This window comes from Nostoc sp. 106C, assembly GCF_002154725.1.
GTDB lineage: Bacteria > Cyanobacteriota > Cyanobacteriia > Cyanobacteriales > Nostocaceae > Aulosira.
This window is the reverse complement of the sequence record NZ_MTAW01000101.1, coordinates 1-20,973: the sequence shown is the minus strand read 5'-3', so window position 1 is coordinate 20,973 and position 20,973 is coordinate 1. Positions and strand designations below refer to the sequence as shown.

Here is a 20,973-nt window from a genome sequence, read left to right as displayed (position 1 = left end):
CCCGAGCGTGAAAGCATAAAGCGAGCAATTTGCTCATCTTATGCTTTCAGTGACATCATACACGATCGCCTGGAATACAAAATAAGTAACTCTTATCTTTTATCCGACAAAAACTACGATTAATACTTTTTCCCCAAACACACAACACTTCCACCTGTGTGTGTGTGGGTTCGCAGAATAAGTGAAATCTGTGCAGACTAAATGAAATTTATCTCAGACTAAGTGAAATTTATTTTTCTTGGAGCACAGCCTCAATAGCTTGCCAGGTAAACATCTTGGTCTACAATTAGCCTCAAGCTTTCAAGAGTTCATCTGGTATTCATTCGAGGCTGTAACAAGCTACAATGCTTGTACAGTAAGAAATTCAGTCATTCATTATTACTTTGGAGGAAAATTTCATTAAGTCTGCGAATTTGGTAGGTAAATTTCACTTAGTCTGCAAATCCAGTTTCACTAAGTCCGAAACAAATCCGCCAAAACTCTTATTATTGCGTTCGGAAAATTTCACTTAATCTGCGAACCCACAACTGAAACCATAAGTTGTCCGCAGCGGTCAGTTTATGGTTGAAAATTGTCACTTAAAGGATAATGTGGTTCTTGGCAACTTTTGATACTGTTGGCGAATGTAATACATAATTGTATTTTTAAGTATTACGTAAGCTCAAACCTTCAATCTGTGTTGCGGCTTTTAGTTGTAACACATTTGTTTGTGAGTTTGTAACACTTTCGCCAACAGTATCACTTTTGGTGATCTTGGTTGGGGTAAGGCAGACGGCAGAGGGCAGAAGGAAGAGGAAGAAAAAATTTCTACAATTAAAGCTTTGCTTGGATTACAGAACATCTGCATCACAAGAAAGCCGTAAGCGATCGCCCCTTGAAGTCACAAATCCCACGCCCGGATAAGAAAACGTTTTAAAACCTTCTGCCATCTGCCTCCTGCCTTAAAGTGCGTAACCTTTCATCATCACCAAAATCTGACAAGAACCACATTATCCTTTAAGTGACAGGAAGGGTTGCCCAGACAATGGGGAGCATTTTAGCGCTGATTGGTACTCCAGCTGTTCCACCCAAACCGCGCGGAAATTCGCAAGGGTGGATACCAGGTAAACGCCGTAGCCGTAAAAACCGATATCCAACTGTTAACAAGACTGCTACTGAACCACGCAAAGAACAACAAAAATCTGCCTAATCTCAAACATCTTCGTTCTTGAAGGTTGTATTTTCTAAACTCAGCACTGCTGGGTCATTTCTTGCTGCCTAGTCTAAACTCCAGTTAATGTACTTACTGGGGAAGTCAAACGACCTCCTGTGTCAGTGCGCCGACTAGGTTTTCCAGTGTCGGGGGGTGGGGGAGGTGGGGAGGGTGGTGTGTTGAATATCAATGGTTCGTTTAATTGTTTGCTTGGGTTGAGGGTCGGGCTTTGCACAAGAATGACAGGTTTGGCAGAGTGTGCTTGTACTTGTGAGAAATCCATCAGTACTAGAGTGATAGCGAAGGCTAGTTTCATTTTTTGAAGAGGCAACTTTATCTCAGTCATGGCTCAAAATTACAGATGTATGCTGCTGTCGCTGGCTTTGAGATCGAGTATAGACTAACACACTGCCACTAGTGACAACCATTGCCAAAGCTGACGGGACGAGAGGTACCCAAATACCGTAGGTGAAGAGACCAAAACAAAGAACGTATAAGACAAAGAGTGCCCCTCCTCCCGCCATTCCCAAATGTAGTTGTGACCGATAGCGCCAGGCGAGGATGCCTCCTACCACAGACCAGCCCCAAATCCAGAGAGCTTCGCCCCAAAAAGGCCAGACTGATAACAGGGGTCGCTTATCCAAAACCGCACTTAGAATTTGACTCACCATCTGTGCCTGAACAATCACCCCTGGTATTTCCTGGTTAAACTCCTGACTATCCCTGTAGGGGGTGCTCATATAATCATGAGTGCTTTGTGCTATTACACCAATAAGGACAATCCGGTTTTCCACTTCTTCAGACTTAACCTCACCCCTAAGAACTTCTGTGAGCGTGAGTGTTGGCGCAATTTCTGAAGGCGAACGACCGTAAGAGCGGTAATTGAGCAATATTTGATAGCCCCGCGCATCCACTTGTTGATAGCCACCCATATGCGATCGCAAGCGTTTGAGAACGACGTTGCCTAATTGTAAATCCCCTTGAGGGGTATACTTGGCAGAAATACCCTTTTTTTCCAGGTAGTGAAATGCCAGTAGGCTGCTGAGGGCGTAGGGTGTAGTACAAGGGGATGTGGAAGCTGGTGTTATCGCTAATAGATGGCGACGGAGAGTCGTATCGGAGTCTCTCACCGACTCACTAAACCCTTGGCGTTCTATTGGGATTTTAGGAGGGGGTGAAACGCCTGGGTTGTTATCCTCAGAATTGCTGACTTTGCATATGGCAAAAAAATTCTTATTTTGCTGTAAACGAGTGGCTAAATTCCGCTGCTCAGGCTTTACAGGGAAATCGCGATAGATATTTAAGCCAATGGCTTGCGGTTGATACGGCTCTAGTTTCTGCAAAAGTTTATCGAGTGCCGTATCTGATAGTGATCCTCGCCTCTTCATCCCCGAATGGTCTTGATACTGAATATCCTGTTCATCAACAGTGATTATCAACAGCCGCCGATCCTGCGGTTCATCTGGTCGCAGTCGCATTAACTGGTCGAAAGCCTTTAGCTCCAGTATTTGTAGCATCCCTAGGTACCGCACTCCTATCACCAGGCTGGTTATCGCCACACTTGCCAGGAGGGCTGTGGGTCGGATACGCTTACTTAGCGAAAATTGGTATTTGCGCTCAGTTGTACCGCACAACTCCTGCCAGGTTAGAGGTACTTCTGCCGGATTCTGGCAAATCACTGGGCACCAGCTGGCACAGGGAAATTCATTCTCTAAACCTTGCAACCTTTCTCGGGAATCTCGTACCGCCAGATACAAAGACTTGCCTTCAGCAAAGATTTTCAGAAAATGCTGCAAGAATTTCTGTGCTACCAAGTCTGGTACAGGCTCTCGCATAACAATAATTTGCGGGATATGCAAATTAAGTAGTTCTCGCGCTAAACCCAGCCCATCACAGGAGTTGAAAATGCCCAGTTGCAACCCGCTAGCAACGGCTTTCTTTAGGGCATACTTGAGTTCTGAAATCGTTAAGCTATCCGTTTTATTAATGTAGATTCGACCTGTGTCACCTTCAGTTAAACTATGACCGGCGAAAAACAGTATGTCCCAGGGTTTGTTCCACAATTGGTTATTGATGTCTCGGCGTTGAGGCTCTACTAGAAAGGTTGTTGCTGCATTGGGTAATTTTTCTAGCAACTGCTTGTCTTTCTGAATATCAATGTCAGCACCATTGCCCAAAATGGCTAAGATTCTAACTTTTTTTCTGTGGGTAACTACCTTGGATTTTAGTTGTTCGTACTCTAAAGCACTCAGAACGACTTCAGCTTTAGAGTATATTTCAAGTAAATCCCACAGATGCCAGGGAAGCTTCTGTAGCTGGCTAATTTCGGTGCAAATTAGTACCCGCACTTCGTCCGAGGGCATTAATTGTTTGAGCCATTGCTCTCGAATAGGACGAAACGACTCGGATTTAAGCCAGGTGTTTAGCCGATCGCGCAACGCTTGGGCTGAGTCGCTACAGGTCTCTAACCCCTTGTCAACGGAACCATCGTAAATAACTTTTTCAAGTTTGATTCTGGCAGATACCATTAGACTGCGGTAGCTGGACTGCCAAAGCTCATAGTAGGTGACCAGTTCTGGTGCTGGGGGCAACAAGCCAGTGATTGCCGTTGAGGGGCGGGCTCCTTCATCTCCAATCTCCAAAGTGACCCGAAATCCCTGCTGAGCAAAATCACCATCTAGTTTCAGGACAACTAACTTTGCCATGCTCGGTACCGATATGCTTACTGTTAGCCTCAAATTAAAAATGCTTCGGTAATGCTGACATTATCCAAAGCAACTTTGACGTTGAAACGTTCTCCTGGTTCACCACTAAACTTGAATTGAATATTCTTGTTGTCTCGCGCTATGGCTTCTCCTACAACTGCCCTCTCCTCATCTAAGACTATCAGCTCGAGAGCTTGTGGCAGATGTGTTTGAGCAGTAGTGGGATATACCTCCACCCAGACGTTCATTCTTGAATCAGCAGCAGGCATCACCTTCACAACAAGAACTACCTGCTCTTGAGCACTTTGCCTCTTCAACTCAATCAGCTTAGCTCGCCTAACACCAACTGCTAATTTGTCCGGTTCATTGGCTCTCAACTCTTGAGCACTTCTACAAGCACCTCTACAACAAAAAGCTAGCTCGTTTGGTTCCAGATTCAGAAGTGCTTCCACTGTCAGCCAACACGCCTCAAAAACATTCTGCAACCATTGGCTCAAATTCACGGGTGTGAGGAGTTCAATTAAATATTCCAGGGATTGTAATTCGTCTATTCTTAAATTGCCTGATAATGGAGTTTGGGAAAATCCTAAAATTGTTGCTTCTTCAAGTGATTCACTAATCTGTACAACTACATAACCAATCCTGTTTTTCCTAACTTCTATTGGAATCGGGCATACCTGTGCCTCTGGCCACACCGGGCGGCACTCTAACCTCCCCATATTCGTTACCCATAAATCGGCAATATTCATGCAACTCTGCATACTATGGCTCCAACTGTCACTTGCCTCCAAATCTGTTTGAATACCCAGCTTTTGCAAGTATGAATGCACTGTACAAACTGCTAAAGTATTTAACAATACCTCTTGATATTTCTGGATATTTTCTTGATTTTCCCCAAACTCATCAGCGATAAGATGAGTTTCGGGAGGCAGAGGAAGGGTTACACTTAAGTGTTGTTCTGAGTAAGTCATGAACTATTCACTTTTACTTTTACTTTACCTACCCAAGTTATTGATACTTTTGTAAGTATTCCTTAAGGGTGGGATTAAAGTGTTTGGCACAAAGATTGTAAAAAGTATTCAGTTGTGAAACTGGAATTCCCCAATCTTCTGAAATCTCTTGCCAGGATTCTCCGGCATCTCGTCGTTTTGCCAATGCTTGAAAGTTTGCTTCTGGGCGACCCGGTATATGCTTGCTTTTAATATTTTCAAATTGTACTAATGTATCTTTAGCATTAGAAGACAATTCTCGCTCTTCTCTTATGGTAGAGGAAGTGAGATACTTTCTTAGTAGGAAATTTACCCATGTTATTACGTCGTCCTGTTTAGGATCGTTATTACGAATTTTCTTACAAACTTCTGATAAAACTGCATCAAGTGCCTGATTGTAAACATCAGGGGAAACTTTACTTTTACCATAAAGTCTGTCTGATTCCAAAATTCCATTAATTAGTTTTGTTAAAGCTATCCTTTCCTCCTTACTCTTTGGCGGCTGAAGTTTTGCTTCAAGCAGCAAAGCGTTTAGCTCTTCGCTCTTCTTTGGGTTGACAGCACCGATCTGCCCCAAGAGACTCTTGGTAGCTTGTTGACGAGTCCACTCATCCTCACTTGGACTTAGTAAGTGAGTTAAAGCCTCAATGGCGTTGGAGTTGCCAAGAGCAATTTGCCCTAAGCTCTTGGCAACTCGCTGACGAAGCCACGGGTCATTACTATTAGATAGCAGCTCAATTAAAGTATTGATAGCGTCCGAGTTTTGAGGGTCGATTCGTCCTAGGCTTGTAGCTGCTTGACAAAGTGTATAGCCATCTTGACTGTTGTGCAGCAGGTTGGTCAGCGCATTAACGATCTCCTCAGTCTCGGTGCTAGCATCGATTTCGCCTAAGTACCTGGCAATTCGCCAACGAATATCATTATCTGGGCTTGTATGCAGCTGTTTAATCAATGCATCAATAAAGTCTTCCTTTTGCTGCTGTGGTACATCTTCTCGCTCCCACCAGAGAAAAATTAGCTCCTTCCCCTGCGGCTCAAAAAATAAACGGCGGTTATCTGATTTGAGGAACTCTTCAAAGTCCTGTATGGCTTGCGCTGCGAAGTACTCTTGGAAGGTGGGATGAAAGAAGGCATAAACTTTTTCATCGGGATTTTCTGCCGCCACTCCCACCTGATTTAGCCAACCTAGCTGTAGCGCCAGATGAAACAGGGAACCCTCCTCATCCCGTTCGCTTAGTTCCGATGAGATGAAGTGATGTTGCAGTCGAAATTGAGATGAGTTTTGGGCGATCGCTCTTCTTGCCAATCGTCCTAGCGCCGCATTCAATTCCTGGCGTTGAGCCGACGTTGTAGGAAATCTTTCTTGTTTCCATTCGTAGAGTGCTTCAGCAAACTGCTGGTAAAGTGCGACTTTGGTGTGGGGTAATTTTCCTTGTCGTCTAGCCCAAGTGCGGCACAATAGCGCTAACCGCAAGGGATTTTTGACCATATCTTTGAGGCGCTCTTGTCCCGGTTGGTCTAACTCGGCTCTTAATTGGTTCCCTAGTTCTGGGTTGTTATTAAACCAATGGTGAATAAACTGCCCTACCTGATCTGTTGAAAGAACATCGCCATAACTAAAATTCAAAGTGCGATAGGCATCAAAACTTTCCAAGGCATTCTTACCAGCGTCCCAAACATTTAGCCGACACGTCAGAACCACTCGCGCTTGGGCAACCCAACCAGTCAGTTGGTTTGCAATCTCAGCTAACGGGTTGGCAGTATTGGTGACCATCTCATCTACACCATCTAACAGCAGCCATACCCGACCTTGGTTGAACTGTTGCGAGAGCGCTTCCTGCATGGCTTCCGTGACGCGCACTTTCCGGGTAGCAGTTTTCAACCAATCTTCTAGTAAATAAGCTTCCAAGGTTTTCCCCTGCAAATCTGCCAAGGCGATCCAAATGGCTATGTCTTGCTTGGTGTTTTTGAACACCCAATTTGCTATAGTCTGCAACTGGGTCGTTTTGCCAGCTCCTGGTTCTCCAAGAATGGCTAACCGTCGCCCTTGGCTTATGGGGCTTTGCCTTCGCTGCAGGATTTGCTCAAAAAACTCATCCTGCTGAAACATTCTTGCAACTTCGTACTGGCGTTCTGGCTGATATAACTGCGACCCTCGCTCTGGAAAAACATTGCCACTACGCCTAGCTTGTTGCTGTCGCTCCACCAATCGCAGAGGTACAAAAATCTCATCTATGTTAAATATTAATCCATCTTTAACGGTTAAAGGATTGGTGGTTAACCTTTTGCGATCGATGAGCATTTCTTGGGCTAATTGTCGCCAGTCAATGTCAAGGGAGGAAGATAAAGGCTTTACAGGTTGTAGACTTTGTCCTTGGTCTTCAAGTTCAGATTCGTTTTGCAGCTCGGCGACTTGCAGCCAGTCTACTCCCACAGCTTTACAAATCGCTACAAAGGTATCTTTATTAATAGGGCGTCCTAGCCAAAACCTCTTCAAGCTAGCTGGTGCAACTTGGGCTGCCTCACGCCATTCCACACTCGCTTTTGCCCAGCCCCGCTTGCGCCTAACTGCATCCACGAGTTGTAGTCCTTGATCGGAAGCTTTGAGAGAAACTGCCATTCTTCTTAAGATAATTACTACTTTAGATAGACGGATAGATATAAAATCTAATGTGCTAGAGTAAGGTTAACTTTTTACTTATTTTTTACGCATTATTTCTGAACTGCAATGGTCAATTAAAGAATATGTCATACCTGTAGATAATCAGGCAGGTTTAGGACACAAAACCGTTGGTACACCAAAACTCACTTTCCAAACCTAACACAAATTGACAGAGGCTTTAGTTAACACTGCAACAAAAATGCTAAAAAAATGCATAATTTTTGTAAAGACTTGGTGTAGTTGTGGTTGAGCATTAAAGAACGTATGAACAGAGAACAGGTGATTACTAAATTTAAAGAGCTACCTCTCAAACGTCGAATGGTATTGGAGAAAGTCCTGCAAAATGATCTAAACGAAAAAATCATGTGCGACCTTCAAATTGCAGATGATGCTCTAAGTCAGCATTTGAGGTTGCTTTACAAAGACTTTGGCATTACCAATGGAATGGGTGAGCGCTCGCGCAAGCGACATCAGCTCATTAATCTGATTAGAAATGCCGTGCCTGACATCATTGAGTTAATCAAAGAGGGGACTCTTATCGTTCTTAAGGAGAGTAGCGGAGCAGAACAGCCCCCTCTTGAAGAACAAACGACAAAAACCTCCTTGTATGTGGAACGACCTCCTATCGAACAACGTTGCTACGATTTGATTAAGCAGCCAGGTTCCTTGATTCGGATTAAAGCCCCAAGCAAGATGGGCAAGACTTGGTTAATGCAAGAGATTCTACAACAAGCAGAAAGCTATAACTACCGACAAGTACTTTTGGATCTTTCGCAAGCAAATGAAGACATTTTTTCCACTGCGGATAAATTCTTGCCTTGGTTTTGTAATAGCGTTAATTCACAGTTGCAGCTACGTAATCAAATAGATTATGAGTGGGATGAAAAACTAGGTAGCAACCCCAACTGTACAAACTATTTTGAAAAGTGTCTGCTAGCTCAAATAGACCACAGTGCGTTTGTTTTGGGCTTGGATAATGTTGATCGCGTTTTTCCATACTTTCAAATTGCGTCGCCATTTTTTAGTTTGCTACGGTATTGGTATGAACAGGCTAGGATTCACAAAATATGGAGTAAATTCCGGTTGGTTATTGCCTACTCCACAGATGTTTATATTCCATTAGAAATTTATGAATCACCATTTAACGTTGGTACGGAATTTGAATTGCGACCATTTGAAAATACAGAAGTCATAGAGCTAGTAAAGCAGCATGGACTAGCCTTAAGTCAAACAGATGTCATCGCTTTAATAAACCTTGTTGGCGGAAATCCTAGGCTATTAAATAAAGCTATTGTAGAACTCAAAAATTCTCCGCAAACCACTCTGGAGGATTTATTAAAACAAGCGCACACATTCTCGGGAATTTATAGCAACCATCTGCTGAATCTTTTGGAGAAACTAAAACAGCATACCGAACTAGCTACAGCGATGAAAAAGGTAATCAATGGAGCAACTAACTCGGTGTCAGTCCAGTTAGAGCCAAAGCAGGTGTCTCAATTAAAGCGTATGGGACTAGTACATATAGAAGACAATAATGCGAAGCCTTCCTGTGAACTCTATCGTATGTACTTTCAGGAACATTTATAGGACAAATATACTAGGCAATATTTATCTGTACTGTGTTTAGTTTTCATTAAATTGTGCAAATATTCTTCACAGCAAAACTGAGAATCGTATTTATCTAAATGGAGCATCTAATGCATGATAAAAATAGAAGCCAATTTTGCTTATCGCTATCAAGCTGGTGGGGGAAGCTTAGCTTTTGGACATCCCACCTATGTTCAAAGACAAGCTGATACAGACCTCTATGATGCTCTAGATGATGGTGAGTATTGTTATGTACTAAACGCACGACAGATGGGAAAGTCCAGTTTGCGGGTACAGGCAAAACACAGGCTACAAAATGAAAACATCGCTTGTATTTCGATTGACCTACAGGGTATTGAAAAAAATATTACTCAAGAAAGGTGGTACTACAGTATTGCATATGAGTTGATAAAAAAAATAGATGAAATAATAGATTTTGATTTAAAAAGTTGGTGGAATAAGCACGACAATTTATCTTATACTCAGCGATTAATAAAATTAATTGAATCACAATTATTAGTAAGAATATCTAAAAGAATAGTTATTTTTATAGATGAAATTGACAAAATTATTTCATTAGATTTTATTAAAGACGATTTCTTAAGTTTTATTCGCTTTTGCTATAACCAACGTACTGAAAAAACAGATTACAAGCGTCTTACCTTTGTACTGTTAGGAGCGGCAACACCCTTGGAGTTAATTCAAGACACATTTCGGATGCCATTTAATATTGGCAGACTTATTGAACTGCAGCCCTTTAAGTTGGAAGAAGCTTTGAAATTAGCGGAGGGATTAGAAGGTAAAGTTAGCGATCCCCGTGCTGTACTGACAGAAATATGGAGTTGGACAGGAGGACAGCCGTTTCTTACTCAAAAACTTTGTCAACTTGTTCTAGATTCAAAATCTACTATTCAGGAGGGTCATGAAAAGAACAGCGTAGAGTCGCTCGTGCGATCGCGGGTCATTAAGAATTGGAAAGACCAGGATGAGCTACGTCATTTGGAGACAATTAGCAGTCGCTTATTGCAAAGTAAGTCATCTGTTAAAATACTGGAGCTTTATAAGCAAATTTTGAAACAGGGGCAAGTAGCAGCAGAGGATAGCCCGGAACAAATGGAATTACGGATATCTGGATTGGTAGTCAAACAGAATGGTAATTTAAAAGTTTGTAACCACATTTACCAGTCTATTTTTAATGAAACTTGGGTTCGAGAATCTTTATCGAATTTAAGACCTTATGCTGAGCAACTACGCGCTTGGTTAAAGTCTACATCTACACGCTTGGATCAGTCCAAGTTGTTATACGGACAGAAATATAGGGATGCAGATACATGGAAAGAAGGAAGAAACTTAACTATAGAAGACTATGACTTTTTATATGCCAGCCGACGATTTGATGAGAGAGCTAGAGAATATCTATCCAATGTCAGCAATTACGAAGCTGTTATTGAAGTAGTGCTGTCATGGACAGGCGGTCAAGAAGAAATCAGTGATACCATTTTTCGACTACTAAAGTCTTCAAGACCTCCAAGAGAAGGTTTTGAAGCAGAGTGGGTTGATAACTTAGTGCGATCGCAACTGATTGACAATTGGGAAGCTCAAGAAGCTGCTAAGCCTTTGAGGGAGATTTGTGATCGTCTTAAAAATAATCAAGAGTGCGATCGGTTTCGGCTGCTGGAGAGTTATCAGCAAATTTTGCAGCCAGATGGTGTGGCGGAAGACGGTAGTAGAGAACAACAGGAGTTGCTTAAACTTAGGCTAGTGGTTAATGAGCAGGGGCTCTTAAAAGTTTCTAATCGTATTTACAAAGAAGTTTTCAATCGGGATTGGGTTAGAAGGACTTTTACTGACAGCCTAGTAAGCTCTACAGTAAAAGATAAAGTAGGTATTTTTGAGGTCTTACAAGAATGGCTTCCTCAATTAGAGGAAAAAACCAAAAGCCCCTACAGTATTGTCATTGAAGAAATACTTTTATGGACAAAGCCTAATCCCTTGCTCATCAAAGCCCTTTGTAAACTTATTTGTGAATCTCATATCCTTGCCAAGAATGAAGTGGAGCAGATTGGGCAGGTAGTACAAACTCATTTGATTGACAACTGGGAAGTGGAAGAGGCAGCAAAGCCTTTAAGGGATATTCGAGATCGGCTTCTCGAAAATCACGAGCATGACTCTTTTTGGCTGCTGATAGTGTATCAACAAATTTTGCGACAAGAAGAAGTAGCAGAAGATTGCAGTCAGGAAAAAGAAGAACTACTGAGATTGAAGTTAGTAGAAAATATTAACGGTAAATTAAGCATTGCTAACCGGACTTACCAGTTGGTTTTTAATCAGAGTTGGGTTGATGAATTGTTAGCACGTAGTTCGCGACCTTATGCCCAAGAACTCATCGCTTGGTTGGATTCCAAGCGGAAAGATCGCTCTAAGCTTTTGGTTGGAGAAAAATTGCAAGAAGCTACAGCATGGGCTGATGATAACAAACATTTGTTGAAGAAGCAAGAAAAGCATTTTTTACTTTACAACGTTATAGAAAATTTTTAAGGAGTTCAAATGATTTCAAAAAAGGATAAACAAGATATCTTTAACTATGTCAGTAGTATAAATTCAGAATTAGAGAAAAAAGTCTATAGTCCTACTACTGTCACAAAAGAAGTGCTTTCATGGACATCTCTTCAAAAAGAACTCACAAAAAAAGTTTTTGAAATTATTCTCAAGCAAGACGAACCTTTTATTCTCAAAGGGCAGGAGAAAGAGCAGGTTGAAAGGTTAGTGCGATCGTACTTAATTGAAAACTGGGAATTTAAAGAGGCGTCAGAGCATTTGAGACAGATTCAAAATTTGATTGTTAATAGTAAGCAAAGCGATAAATTGCTGAGACGGTATCAGGGAATTTTGGAGCATGGAGAAGTGCAAAGTGATAACAGCCCCGAAGATATGGAACTGGTGCGATCGGATTTGGTCAGTGTTATTGGGGGACAGTTAAAAGTTTCCAATCGTATTTATGAGGCTGTTTTTAATTCGAGTTGGGTAACTCAAGAGTTAAAGAAAAATAAGCGTTCAATTTGGTCATTCTTTCGCCGAAGAAGGCAATCTCGACTTGTTCGCTTAGTTATTCTATCAGTGTTGGCGCTATTGGCTGCTGTTGCTTCACCCCTAGTTATAGATTTTTCAAAGTTAACAGCAGTCATTAATCCTACCCCTCATCCTCCAAGGCCAAAAGTAGACAATCCTAAAACTTTTAAGGAAGTACAGGTTCCGAGAGGATTATTTAGCTACGGCGGCAGCACTTCTTTTGCCCCCATTTACAGTCCAGTGGAACAAGCCATCGAAAATGCCCATCGACAGTTTCAACTGCGCTACCTGTCACATTCCACTGGTGCCTATGGTTCTAACATCGGTATCAAAATGTTGCTAGACGGTCAACTGTATTTTTCTTTATCTTCTCGTGGGCTTGAACCAGAGGATTACGAGAGTGCTAAGCAGAGAAACTTCACCCTTAGTGAAATACCCGTAGCAATTGATGCAATTGCTGTGGCAGTTAATCCAGATATTAAGCTCAATGGTATCACTATCGAGCAACTCAAGGGTATTTACACTGGCAAGTTTACCAACTGGAATCAAGTCGGTGGTCCTGACCGGCTAATTACTGCCTACTCCCGGCATAAAGAAGATGGCGGCACAGTTAAATTCTTTGTCGAAAATATTTTGGGAGGTGGCGAGTTTGGTTCCAACGTTAAGTTTATTCCCACAACGACTGAAGCGCTGCAAAAAGTAATTAAGAATCCAGGTGGTATCTACTACGGCTCAGCACCAGAAGTTGTACCGCAATGCTGGGTTAAATCTCTGCCAATTGGACGTCAAGCGACTAAACTGGTGCCTCCTTATAAGGAACCTTTCGTCCCTCCTTCTCAATGCCCAAAGCAGCGCAACCAGCTGAACAAGGAGGCATTCAAAAGTGCTCAGTACCCAATTACCCGCCATTTGTTTGTGATTGTTAAACAAAATGGTCAAGACGAGGAGCGAGCTGGCAAAGCCTATGCCAATTTGTTGAAAACTGACCAGGGTCAAGAATTAATTGAAAAGGCAGGATTTGTAAAAATCCGCTAATTAAGTAAGTCGGTACAAATAAAGTTAACTAACTGGTAAAGATCGTCCTTTGTCATTAGTCATTTGGCATACATAAGACTTTTAACTAATGATGGTCAACATAGTTTGCACAATATTTCACCCCCCTGTAGTCCCTCCGATGCTTTGGAGGAACGGTGTATGCAGGGTGAAAATATATTGCAGATTCACTAAGAAACGGTATTATCTGTGTTTGGTAAGACCATTTTTTTCAAGTATAAATGTCTTGATAGGGTTGTATGTTTGAAACAGAGAAAATCTCAACGACTGAGATTTTTCTCAGTCCCAAAAATTTTTATGACTTACCAAAATCTGAGATTGTTATATGTTCTTTTAAAGATAAGAGAGCTTTAAATTTCCTAAAACACGGAGGCAAAGCCAAAATGGGTGGGAAGAACAAAATGATAGACGATCGCAAAACCGCTACAGAAAAACTGGTACAAAATTGGCGATCACGGTTAGCAATGGAGTGTCCAGAACAAACTGAAAAATACTCAACGACTGAGATTTTCTCAAATAAAAAAATTTTCTTAGTTACCAATTGCTGTATATTCCTAAACGCTTCAATAAAAATAAATAAACTTGAAATTTTCTAAACACAGAGGCGGAGGATTGGTCATCATGCCAAAGAAAGTTTTAATGATAGTGACAAGCCATAACCGTTTGGGAGATACAAGAAAACCCACAGGTTTATATCTTTCAGAGTTGGCACATTCTTATGAAGTGTTATCTGAGGCGGGGCTGGATATTACGGTGGCTTCACCTCAAGGAAAAAACGCACCAATTGACCTTAAAAGTCTCTCTGAAGAATTCACACTTTATGCCAAGTACGCTAAGAATACCTTACCACTTAAAGAAGTAAAAGTGGAAGACTACCATGCTTACTTAATAGTAGGGGGGCACGGGACTATGTGGGATCTTCCTGCTAATGCAGAGTTGCAACGTATTCTTCCCACTGCTTACGCTCAAAACAAAGTGGTTGCGGCAGTATGTCATGGTTCTGCAGCTTTAGTGCAACTTAAAAATCCGGATGGCAATTTCATGATTAAAGGCAAGCGAGTCACGGGTTTTACCAATGAAGAAGAAGAAGCTGTCGGGTTAACAAAAGTTATGCCATTTCTTTTGGAGGATGGTCTGAAAAATGCTGGTGGGGAATTTGTAAAAGCACCCAACTGGCAAGCCAATGTTGTTGTTGATGGATGCCTTGTCACTGGACAAAATCCAGCATCAACAAAAGGTGTGGCTGAGGCGGTAGCCAAGCTTTTAACAGCTCAGAAATTAAGCACTAAAAGCTTAGAAAGCCCTTTAACACTCTAAGAGAATGCTCAACTTCCCCTGAATTTGTGGGGGAAGGGGGCAAAACATAAATCTTGAGGCTACAGCAGTTTTCAATTGTATGGATCCCACCCGCCTAGCGGCACCCACCCCTTGATAAGGAGAGGGTTAGGGAGGGGTGTATTCCATCTAGTTGCAAAACGCTGTAATGAATTGAGTTTCAACTTTCAACGCATGAGGAGCAAAACATGGAGTTACTAGTCGATCCGCCAAAAAAGAAAGTTGTTGGCATTACGAACGTAGTGCATCCTTCTATCCATGATGTGAATCTGTTAAGTGAAGCAAGGGCAGAAGGTTTAGAACTAAACTTTGAACAATTTGGTTTGGATTTGTATTTGGATGGTTTGATTGAAAAACCCTGGGGACGTGAATGTCGCATCTACGCTGACCTCTTTTATGATGTGTGGAAGCTAGACATTCTTCCCGGACAATCGACATCAATGCACTGCCATCCCCGGAAGGAAACTGTTTTGTTGTGTCTTGAGGGTACTGCAAAATTCCATTCCTTGGCTGAAACTCGTATCCTTGAGGCACTGGACTTTGTTCATATCCGCAAAGGTGCGTTTCATTCCACTGAAAACATTGGTGATTCTGTTTTAAAATTAGTAGAAATTGAAACCCCTCGGAACAAGTTTGATTTGGTGAGAGCCAAGGACAAGTATGGACGGCAGGGGCGACTCTACGAGACGCAGACTTTAGACCACAAGATAGGTGAGATCAATCAGATCGATTTTCTGGGTGACGCCAAAATCCGGTCCACTGGTATTTCCAACAAATACCGATTTGGGGTGAAAGGTGGGATGGATATTATTTGCCGTCCCGATCGCAACTTAATCTTTGCTGTTTCGTTGGGCATAAAGAATGTTTTTACTCATGACATTCAAGTGTTTCAGGCTGGCACTATGTCGATGTCAATGCTAGAGCCAGACAATCTCTACTTCACGATCGCTCACAATCTGTAACTCGATCAACCATTATCAACGATTAGGAGAGTCTCAAATGTCTAATGCAGTTATCATCACAGGTCCTGGATTCCAAGATCATGACGTAGTTTACACTTACTACCGCTTGAAAGAAGAAGGGTATACAGTAGATGTTGCAACTAAGGCAGCTTCCCCAGTTAAGGGTAAATATGGAATACCCTTACCAATGGATAAAACTGCCCTACCACTGGTTTCCTTCGACGATTTGTCCGTTGATAAGTATGACATTGTCATTCTCACTGGGGGTCATGAAGCACCCGATCGCGTCAGACAAGACAAGAAAGTGTTGCAATTCGTCAATCAAATGGCAGAGAAAGGTAAAATTGTTGCTGGCTTGTGTCATGGTCCGTGGATTATGATTTCCGCCAAAGTTTTGAAAGGACGGACTGTCTGCGCTTACGTTGGGATGGTGGATGACATGATTAACTCTGGTGCTAATGTTATCGATGCAGATGTGGTCACTGACGGCAATATTATTACTTGTTCCTACTACGGTCAGGTTGGTAAGTTTATGAGAGCTGTGTTTGCTGCTACAGAAAAAGCTCACATCAACGGTAACAAACAGCCAGAGTTAATCATTAGCTAGCAAGGAGTACCTTTCTCCTCCCGCTTCAACTCGAGAGAAGAGTCCTCCCACAGAATTTTTTGATTCAACAATCACATTTCTAACCCCCTTTCTTAGGGCAGGGCCGTTTCATTCGTAATGGTATGTATTTTGTCAATATCATTGGCGATAAATATCAGGGTAAAAGTCATGAATTGGTGACCATTTTGATGCCTAAGATTGAAAAACATGCTTGTTTTTCATCGACTGAACCCTTGCATTTGTAAGCCTTTTAGGGAATGAAACAGCCCTGCTTTCTTAGGGGGGTAGGGGGGACTTTTTTGTCGAACAACCTTGATAGCTGTATAGCTTTTAAAACAATTGAGAGCCACCCAATCAACACCTGACTAGGAGGAACAACTGATGAAGAAAGTCATAGCTTTGGATTTCGACGGATTGATTTGTAATGGATTGAAGGAATGTATTTTAGTTTCCTGGAATGGATATGATGGTAAAGATGTATCTGACTTCAGTGCCCAAGGTTTAGAAGCCATACCAGTAGAATTTTGTGAACGGTTTAAGCACTGTCGAAATTTCGCCAAACACCTGGGTCACTTCGCTGTTCCACTGTTTGACTATACAACCCCAATTGCCACGCAAGAGGATTTTGAGGCAGTTTACCAATCAATTAACTCAGATGTTATAGATGAGTTCACAAAAAATGTGACTGCCTACAGACACAAGGTAAGAAGGGAGAAAGAGGCAGAATGGTTGAGCTCTCACACTTTATATCCAGGCATGGAAACTTTTTTAACCACAATTGACTTGCCTGTTTATATCGTTACCGCTAAAGACGGCGACTCGGTAATGAAAATCCTCAGCAGTGCAGGTATTCAGTTTGATGAAAGCCAAATTTTTGGCGAACAAAAAATGAAAATAGAAGCTTTCCGCAAGATTACAGATTTGTCAGGCATTCCCCCTCACGAACTGCATTTCTTTGATGACAACATTTTGAATGTGGTAGAAGCTCAAAAAGCTGGATACAGCGCTTACTGGGCAACTTGGGGATATAACGCGCCTGACCACATTCACATTGCTAAAGAGAATTCTGTCAGTAGCATCACTTTGTCTGAGTTTCTAAAAAATCACTTGGGAGTATTAGATCAATGAAGTTTTTACATTGCATGATTAGGGTCAAAAACTTGGAAGAAAGCTTGGATTTCTACTGCAATAAATTGAGGCTGAAACTTCTCAGACACAAGGATTACTCACACGGACGATTCAGCTTGTACTTTTTAGCAACCGATGAAGGTGCGCCAGAAATTGAATTAACTCACAACTGGGATGAACAAATCTACATCCAAGGTAACAATTTTGGACACCTAGCATATCTGGTTGATGACATTTATGAGACTTGTCAGCACCTGCAAGCGAATGAAGTTCAAATCCTGCGTCCTCCCAGAGATGGTCGTATGGCTTTCATCAAAGACCCAAATGGAATTTCCATTGAATTACTCCAAGCAGGACAATCCCTTCCTCCGGCAGAACCTTGGGTGTCAATGCCTAACGTTGGGACGTGGTGATTTTTCCGATTAGGGTGTCAAAACTTTTCACTTAAGTTGTTTTAAGAAGGGAAGTAATAATTAGGATGAAATATCCACTAACAGCACCAAAAAGTCAAGACCAGCGCGAACGTTTGCTACGGCTTCTTGTGACAGCAACATTCTTGATTTTTTTTCAAGCCTACATGGTTGCACCGCTCATCCCTCACCTCGCCGTTGCGTTCAAGGTTTCTAGCCAGACGATTGGACTCATAGTCCCGGCGTATTTGATTCCCTATGGGATAGGGTCACTCATCTATGGTTTTCTCTCGGACCAAATTGGACGGCGGCGCATCATACTGACTTCGTTGCTGGCGTTTGTTGTCCTAACTTGCTTCACAACAACGGCACAATCAGCCTCACAGCTCATCTTCTGGCGCTTCTTAACCGGGCTATGTGCCAGCGGTGTCATCCCTTTAGCGCTGACATTAATAGGGGACATATATCCCTATGAGCGGCGGGGACGTCCGATGGGCTGGATATTTGGAGCAATGGCTGGAGGTATGGCATTCGGTTCAACATTCGGAGCTTTGCTTGAGCCACTCATCACCTGGCGTGGGATTTTCCTTGGGGTTGGTATTCTTGGCGCTCTTGTGTTGAGCCTGCTGTACCTTCAACGGCATCTTCTGGGGAATGCCACACGCTCGACCATTAACAATATCCGTGACTTGTTAGCTACTTACAAGATGTTACTTGGATCTGGGCGGGGACGGCGAACTTATGCCTACGTGCTGCTCAATGGCATCTTTCACTCAGGGGTTTACACGTGGCTCGGTTTATACTTCCAACAGCGCTACGGTTTGGGGGAAGTCGGCATCGGTCTAGCACTTCTTGGCTACGGTGTTCCAGGTTTTTTACTCGGTCCAATGATTGGATGCGCTGTAGATCGCTGGGGGCGCAGTTGGCTACTACCTACTGGGTTTGCGATCGCAGGGGTTGCAGCTGCTATTTTGATGTTCCACTTGCCTCTAGTTGTTGCAGCTGTGGCAGTAACGCTTTTGTCCCTTGGCTATGACATGACACAACCCTTGCTTGCTGGGATTGTGACTTCCTTGGGTGGAAAGCGCGGCGGTCAGGCGATGGGACTCAACGTGTTCACTTTATTTATTGGGTTTGGTGTCGGCAGCTTTCTCTTTGGTGAGGTGCTGAGACTGGGCTTGAGCGCGGCGCTCTTCCTTTTTGCTGCGATCGTCCTGGTAGCCGCCTTAGCTGCAATTCCCTTGTTCCGTTCGGAGGCTCCAAATGTAGTGTCTAGCTCAGAACGTACTTAGTCTCGCTGAAACGGAGAGTGTAAAAATTGAGTTTTCTCCCGCACTTTTGGTGAAAGGGGATATGTGCCTGCGATTGCCCGAAGGACAGTGTGCTCCGGGCGATCGCACTATAAAACTTTCTTTGACAATACACTAGCCCAAATATATTTACAAAGCGCAGGTGGCATTGTAAATATGCTGAGATATCGTAAAGTACCACATAATAATAAAAAAACTTATAGCAGATAGAAAGATTTTTACTGATTTAGAGAAGTTATTACAGTGGTTTTGTGCCTCCGTGGGACGAAGTCTGAAGTTACCCAACAAGCTAGCGGATTACTGGGATAGCGATTTTTTGGGAAGCAAAGGTAGCTGCACTACCTATTTTGAGGACTATCTTCTAGCAGAAATTAACCAACCTTTGATGTTGGGATTAGATGAAGTTGATCGGATTTTCCAATCTCCTGAAATTGCCAATGATTTTTTAGCAATGCTGCGTTCTTGGTATGAGATGTCAAAGATATAAAAAATATGGGAAAAACTTCGATTATTAATTACGTACTTTCAAGATATTTATTTTGTTCTTGACATAACTCAATCCCCCTTTAATGTAGGACTGCTTAACGGGTGACAACCTACTACAAAGCCTGTTGTAAAAGGGACAGAGCATAAAAGCCTCGCTGAAAATAGAGGCGTTTATGAGGTTTGAGCGCAATCAGATTCAGCGCCCAATCGGCCCATAATTCCATCCCATATTTCCACCGTTGCCCATATAGTCCAAGGCTAAAATCACTCTGTCTGGGAGTCTTATCTTTGTGCTCTTTAATACGTCCAACGTAAACATCTATCCTGAATTTCTTGAGCCATTTTCCTTGGAGAGTGGCCAAACTATAAGCAATGGCAATTAATAATACCAAGGCTAAAAACCGAGTCTCATTCACTTTTGCTTGTTCTAAATTATAGCCCCCCGTTTTGCAATCCTTGAACAGTTGTTCGATTCCCCATCGACAGCAATAGACATCCAATGCTTGTTGAAGAGTGGGCAGATTTGTCAAAATATACCAGGGTTCTTTGGGTCCCTTGTGACGATATTTTCGTTTCCAATAGACTGCCACATTAAATGGCCCTAAAGAGTCACCTTTATTGCACAATACACCCTGATAAAATTGGGACATACCAGGTTTAAATCCAATATCTTTGAGCACCTGATACTCCTGATCTAACGCCGCTTGGAAATGAAGATCTTTCTTCTGACGTAGGGCAAAACATACACCCTTGGATTCAAGCCAGTCAGCGAATTTGGGGCTATGAAACTCTCGGTCTCCCAACACCAGAACCGGATAGTTCTTAAATAGATGAAGCACTGCTTTTAATAGACGTTTTTGAGTCTTCAAATCGCTGTTGCCTTGATGGTTTAAGGCCTCCCAATATAAAGGTAGGGCATGGGTTCTCCAGATGATACTCACCATGAATACATTGCGACCTTTCCATTGGGTTCGATCCATTGCAATGATCCAATAGCCATATTTCTGATGCTTGAGTTTTTTTAATTGCCGACGCTGCTCTCGATTTAAACCTCGTCCAGTTTGTTCTTGTCGAATCCAATATTTAATCAATGGAAACCATAAGACTTTGATGCTGATCTGAGGCAATTTTAAAAAACGTTGCAAATTACGTTTTCGACTTTGATATTGAATCGGTTGCGGAAAGACACTGGCTAATATCTTAGCGGGTGACAAGGCAACTCTAAGCTATACGGGACAAAACTTTGAGAAAATGGTGAGGACAAAAAATAGGGAGCATTTTTGTCGCTCCCCGCTGATAAAATGTTTCCTGTATCTTACCAAACAACCCTGCGTGCCCATCTGAATGAAAGCCAGTATCTAACTTTACAGCTTCTGTTGTTATTGATACAGGCTCATCGTCAGGTAAAACTCTCCATATTAGCCCTTAGAGGGTGACAAGGCAACTCTAAGCTATGCAGGACAAAAATTTGAGAAGAT

Annotated in this window: 14 protein-coding genes and 4 pseudogenes; 13 read left to right on the top strand and 5 right to left on the bottom strand. The window is 42.4% G+C overall.

What is annotated here, in order from left to right; genetic code table 11:
• Positions 1–1,024 precede the first annotated feature (1,024 nt).
• Entirely contained in the window at positions 1,025–1,189 is a 165-nt protein-coding gene (locus BV375_RS13460) for a hypothetical protein (protein WP_208099116.1), read from the top strand.
• A 73-nt stretch (positions 1,190–1,262) separates the two neighbouring features.
• Here BV375_RS13460 and BV375_RS13455 read toward each other — a convergent pair whose 3' ends face one another.
• From BV375_RS13455 to BV375_RS13440, 4 genes are read right to left on the bottom strand one after another with little or no spacing between them, the layout of a single operon-like run.
• The gene (locus tag BV375_RS13455; RefSeq protein ID WP_208099115.1) at positions 1,263–1,508 is read right to left on the bottom strand and encodes a hypothetical protein; all 246 of its coding nucleotides are present in this window, start codon (positions 1,506–1,508) and stop codon (positions 1,263–1,265) included.
• 22 nt (positions 1,509–1,530) lie between these two features.
• Entirely contained in the window at positions 1,531–3,897 is a 2,367-nt protein-coding gene (locus BV375_RS13450) for a CHASE2 domain-containing protein (RefSeq protein ID WP_086761230.1), read from the bottom strand.
• 29 nt (positions 3,898–3,926) lie between these two features.
• Positions 3,927–4,868 (bottom strand): DUF1822 family protein, encoded by a 942-nt coding sequence (locus tag BV375_RS13445; RefSeq protein ID WP_086761228.1) that lies wholly within the window; start codon positions 4,866–4,868, stop codon positions 3,927–3,929.
• A gap of 37 nt (positions 4,869–4,905) precedes the next feature.
• A complete protein-coding gene (locus tag BV375_RS13440; RefSeq protein WP_086761226.1) occupies positions 4,906–7,506 on the bottom strand; it encodes a HEAT repeat domain-containing protein in 2,601 nt (866 codons plus the stop codon).
• Between the two features lie 306 nt (positions 7,507–7,812).
• Between BV375_RS13440 and BV375_RS13435 the strand changes: the two genes are divergently transcribed.
• The 11 genes and pseudogenes from BV375_RS13435 to BV375_RS13385 all read left to right on the top strand — a co-directional run bounded on the left by BV375_RS13435 (position 7,813) and on the right by BV375_RS13385 (position 19,601).
• On the top strand, positions 7,813–9,135 hold the full coding sequence (locus BV375_RS13435; RefSeq protein ID WP_086761224.1) for an AAA-like domain-containing protein: 1,323 nt from the start codon (positions 7,813–7,815) through the stop codon (positions 9,133–9,135).
• Between the two features lie 114 nt (positions 9,136–9,249).
• Complete coding sequence (locus BV375_RS13430; protein WP_086761222.1) at positions 9,250–11,673, top strand: AAA-like domain-containing protein; 2,424 nt, start codon at positions 9,250–9,252, stop codon at positions 11,671–11,673.
• Between the two features lie 690 nt (positions 11,674–12,363).
• Positions 12,364–13,239 (top strand): annotated as a pseudogene (locus tag BV375_RS13425) (PstS family phosphate ABC transporter substrate-binding protein); the annotation flags it as partial.
• 257 nt (positions 13,240–13,496) lie between these two features.
• A complete protein-coding gene (locus BV375_RS13420; RefSeq protein ID WP_086761220.1) occupies positions 13,497–13,853 on the top strand; it encodes a hypothetical protein in 357 nt (118 codons plus the stop codon).
• Between the two features lie 25 nt (positions 13,854–13,878).
• Positions 13,879–14,574, top strand: coding sequence for a type 1 glutamine amidotransferase domain-containing protein (locus BV375_RS13415; RefSeq protein WP_086761218.1), 696 nt, complete (start codon positions 13,879–13,881; stop codon positions 14,572–14,574).
• Positions 14,575–14,780: 206 nt separating this feature from the next.
• Positions 14,781–15,554: a cupin domain-containing protein gene (locus tag BV375_RS13410; protein ID WP_086761217.1), complete on the top strand. Its 774-nt coding sequence runs from the start codon at positions 14,781–14,783 to the stop codon at positions 15,552–15,554.
• Positions 15,555–15,591: 37 nt separating this feature from the next.
• On the top strand, positions 15,592–16,161 hold the full coding sequence (locus BV375_RS13405) for a type 1 glutamine amidotransferase domain-containing protein (RefSeq protein WP_086761215.1): 570 nt from the start codon (positions 15,592–15,594) through the stop codon (positions 16,159–16,161).
• Positions 16,162–16,542: 381 nt separating this feature from the next.
• Positions 16,543–17,289, top strand: coding sequence for an HAD family hydrolase (locus BV375_RS13400; RefSeq protein WP_086761213.1), 747 nt, complete (start codon positions 16,543–16,545; stop codon positions 17,287–17,289).
• A complete protein-coding gene (locus BV375_RS13395; RefSeq protein ID WP_086761211.1) occupies positions 17,286–17,702 on the top strand; it encodes a VOC family protein in 417 nt (138 codons plus the stop codon). Before BV375_RS13400 ends, BV375_RS13395 begins: the two co-directional genes overlap by 4 nt.
• A 65-nt stretch (positions 17,703–17,767) precedes the next feature.
• Positions 17,768–18,991 carry an MFS transporter gene (locus tag BV375_RS13390; RefSeq protein ID WP_086761209.1) on the top strand — a complete coding sequence of 408 codons (1,224 nt, stop codon included), beginning with the start codon at positions 17,768–17,770 and terminating at the stop codon, positions 18,989–18,991.
• Positions 18,992–19,175: 184 nt separating this feature from the next.
• Positions 19,176–19,601: pseudogene (locus tag BV375_RS13385) on the top strand (AAA-like domain-containing protein).
• Positions 19,602–19,608: 7 nt separating this feature from the next.
• Here the strand turns inward: BV375_RS13385 and BV375_RS13380 are convergent.
• Positions 19,609–20,694, bottom strand: a pseudogene (locus BV375_RS13380) (IS4 family transposase); the annotation flags it as partial.
• Between the two features lie 102 nt (positions 20,695–20,796).
• Between BV375_RS13380 and BV375_RS35960 the strand changes: the two are divergent.
• A pseudogene (locus tag BV375_RS35960) lies at positions 20,797–20,919 on the top strand (IS4 family transposase); the annotation flags it as partial.
• Positions 20,920–20,973: the final 54 nt, after the last annotated feature.

Bases quoted from the DNA above. Each gene is read 5' to 3' on its own strand.
- BV375_RS13460 (WP_208099116.1), top strand. From the start codon at position 1,025: ATGGGGAGCATTTTAGCGCTGATTGGTACTCCAGCTGTTCCACCCAAA.
- BV375_RS13455 (WP_208099115.1), bottom strand. From the start codon at position 1,508: ATGAAACTAGCCTTCGCTATCACTCTAGTACTGATGGATTTCTCACAA.
- BV375_RS13450 (WP_086761230.1), bottom strand. From the start codon at position 3,897: ATGGCAAAGTTAGTTGTCCTGAAACTAGATGGTGATTTTGCTCAGCAG.
- BV375_RS13445 (WP_086761228.1), bottom strand. From the start codon at position 4,868: ATGACTTACTCAGAACAACACTTAAGTGTAACCCTTCCTCTGCCTCCC.
- BV375_RS13440 (WP_086761226.1), bottom strand. From the start codon at position 7,506: ATGGCAGTTTCTCTCAAAGCTTCCGATCAAGGACTACAACTCGTGGAT.
- BV375_RS13435 (WP_086761224.1), top strand. From the start codon at position 7,813: ATGAACAGAGAACAGGTGATTACTAAATTTAAAGAGCTACCTCTCAAA.
- BV375_RS13430 (WP_086761222.1), top strand. From the start codon at position 9,250: ATGATAAAAATAGAAGCCAATTTTGCTTATCGCTATCAAGCTGGTGGG.
- BV375_RS13420 (WP_086761220.1), top strand. From the start codon at position 13,497: ATGTTTGAAACAGAGAAAATCTCAACGACTGAGATTTTTCTCAGTCCC.
- BV375_RS13415 (WP_086761218.1), top strand. From the start codon at position 13,879: ATGCCAAAGAAAGTTTTAATGATAGTGACAAGCCATAACCGTTTGGGA.
- BV375_RS13410 (WP_086761217.1), top strand. From the start codon at position 14,781: ATGGAGTTACTAGTCGATCCGCCAAAAAAGAAAGTTGTTGGCATTACG.
- BV375_RS13405 (WP_086761215.1), top strand. From the start codon at position 15,592: ATGTCTAATGCAGTTATCATCACAGGTCCTGGATTCCAAGATCATGAC.
- BV375_RS13400 (WP_086761213.1), top strand. From the start codon at position 16,543: ATGAAGAAAGTCATAGCTTTGGATTTCGACGGATTGATTTGTAATGGA.
- BV375_RS13395 (WP_086761211.1), top strand. From the start codon at position 17,286: ATGAAGTTTTTACATTGCATGATTAGGGTCAAAAACTTGGAAGAAAGC.
- BV375_RS13390 (WP_086761209.1), top strand. From the start codon at position 17,768: ATGAAATATCCACTAACAGCACCAAAAAGTCAAGACCAGCGCGAACGT.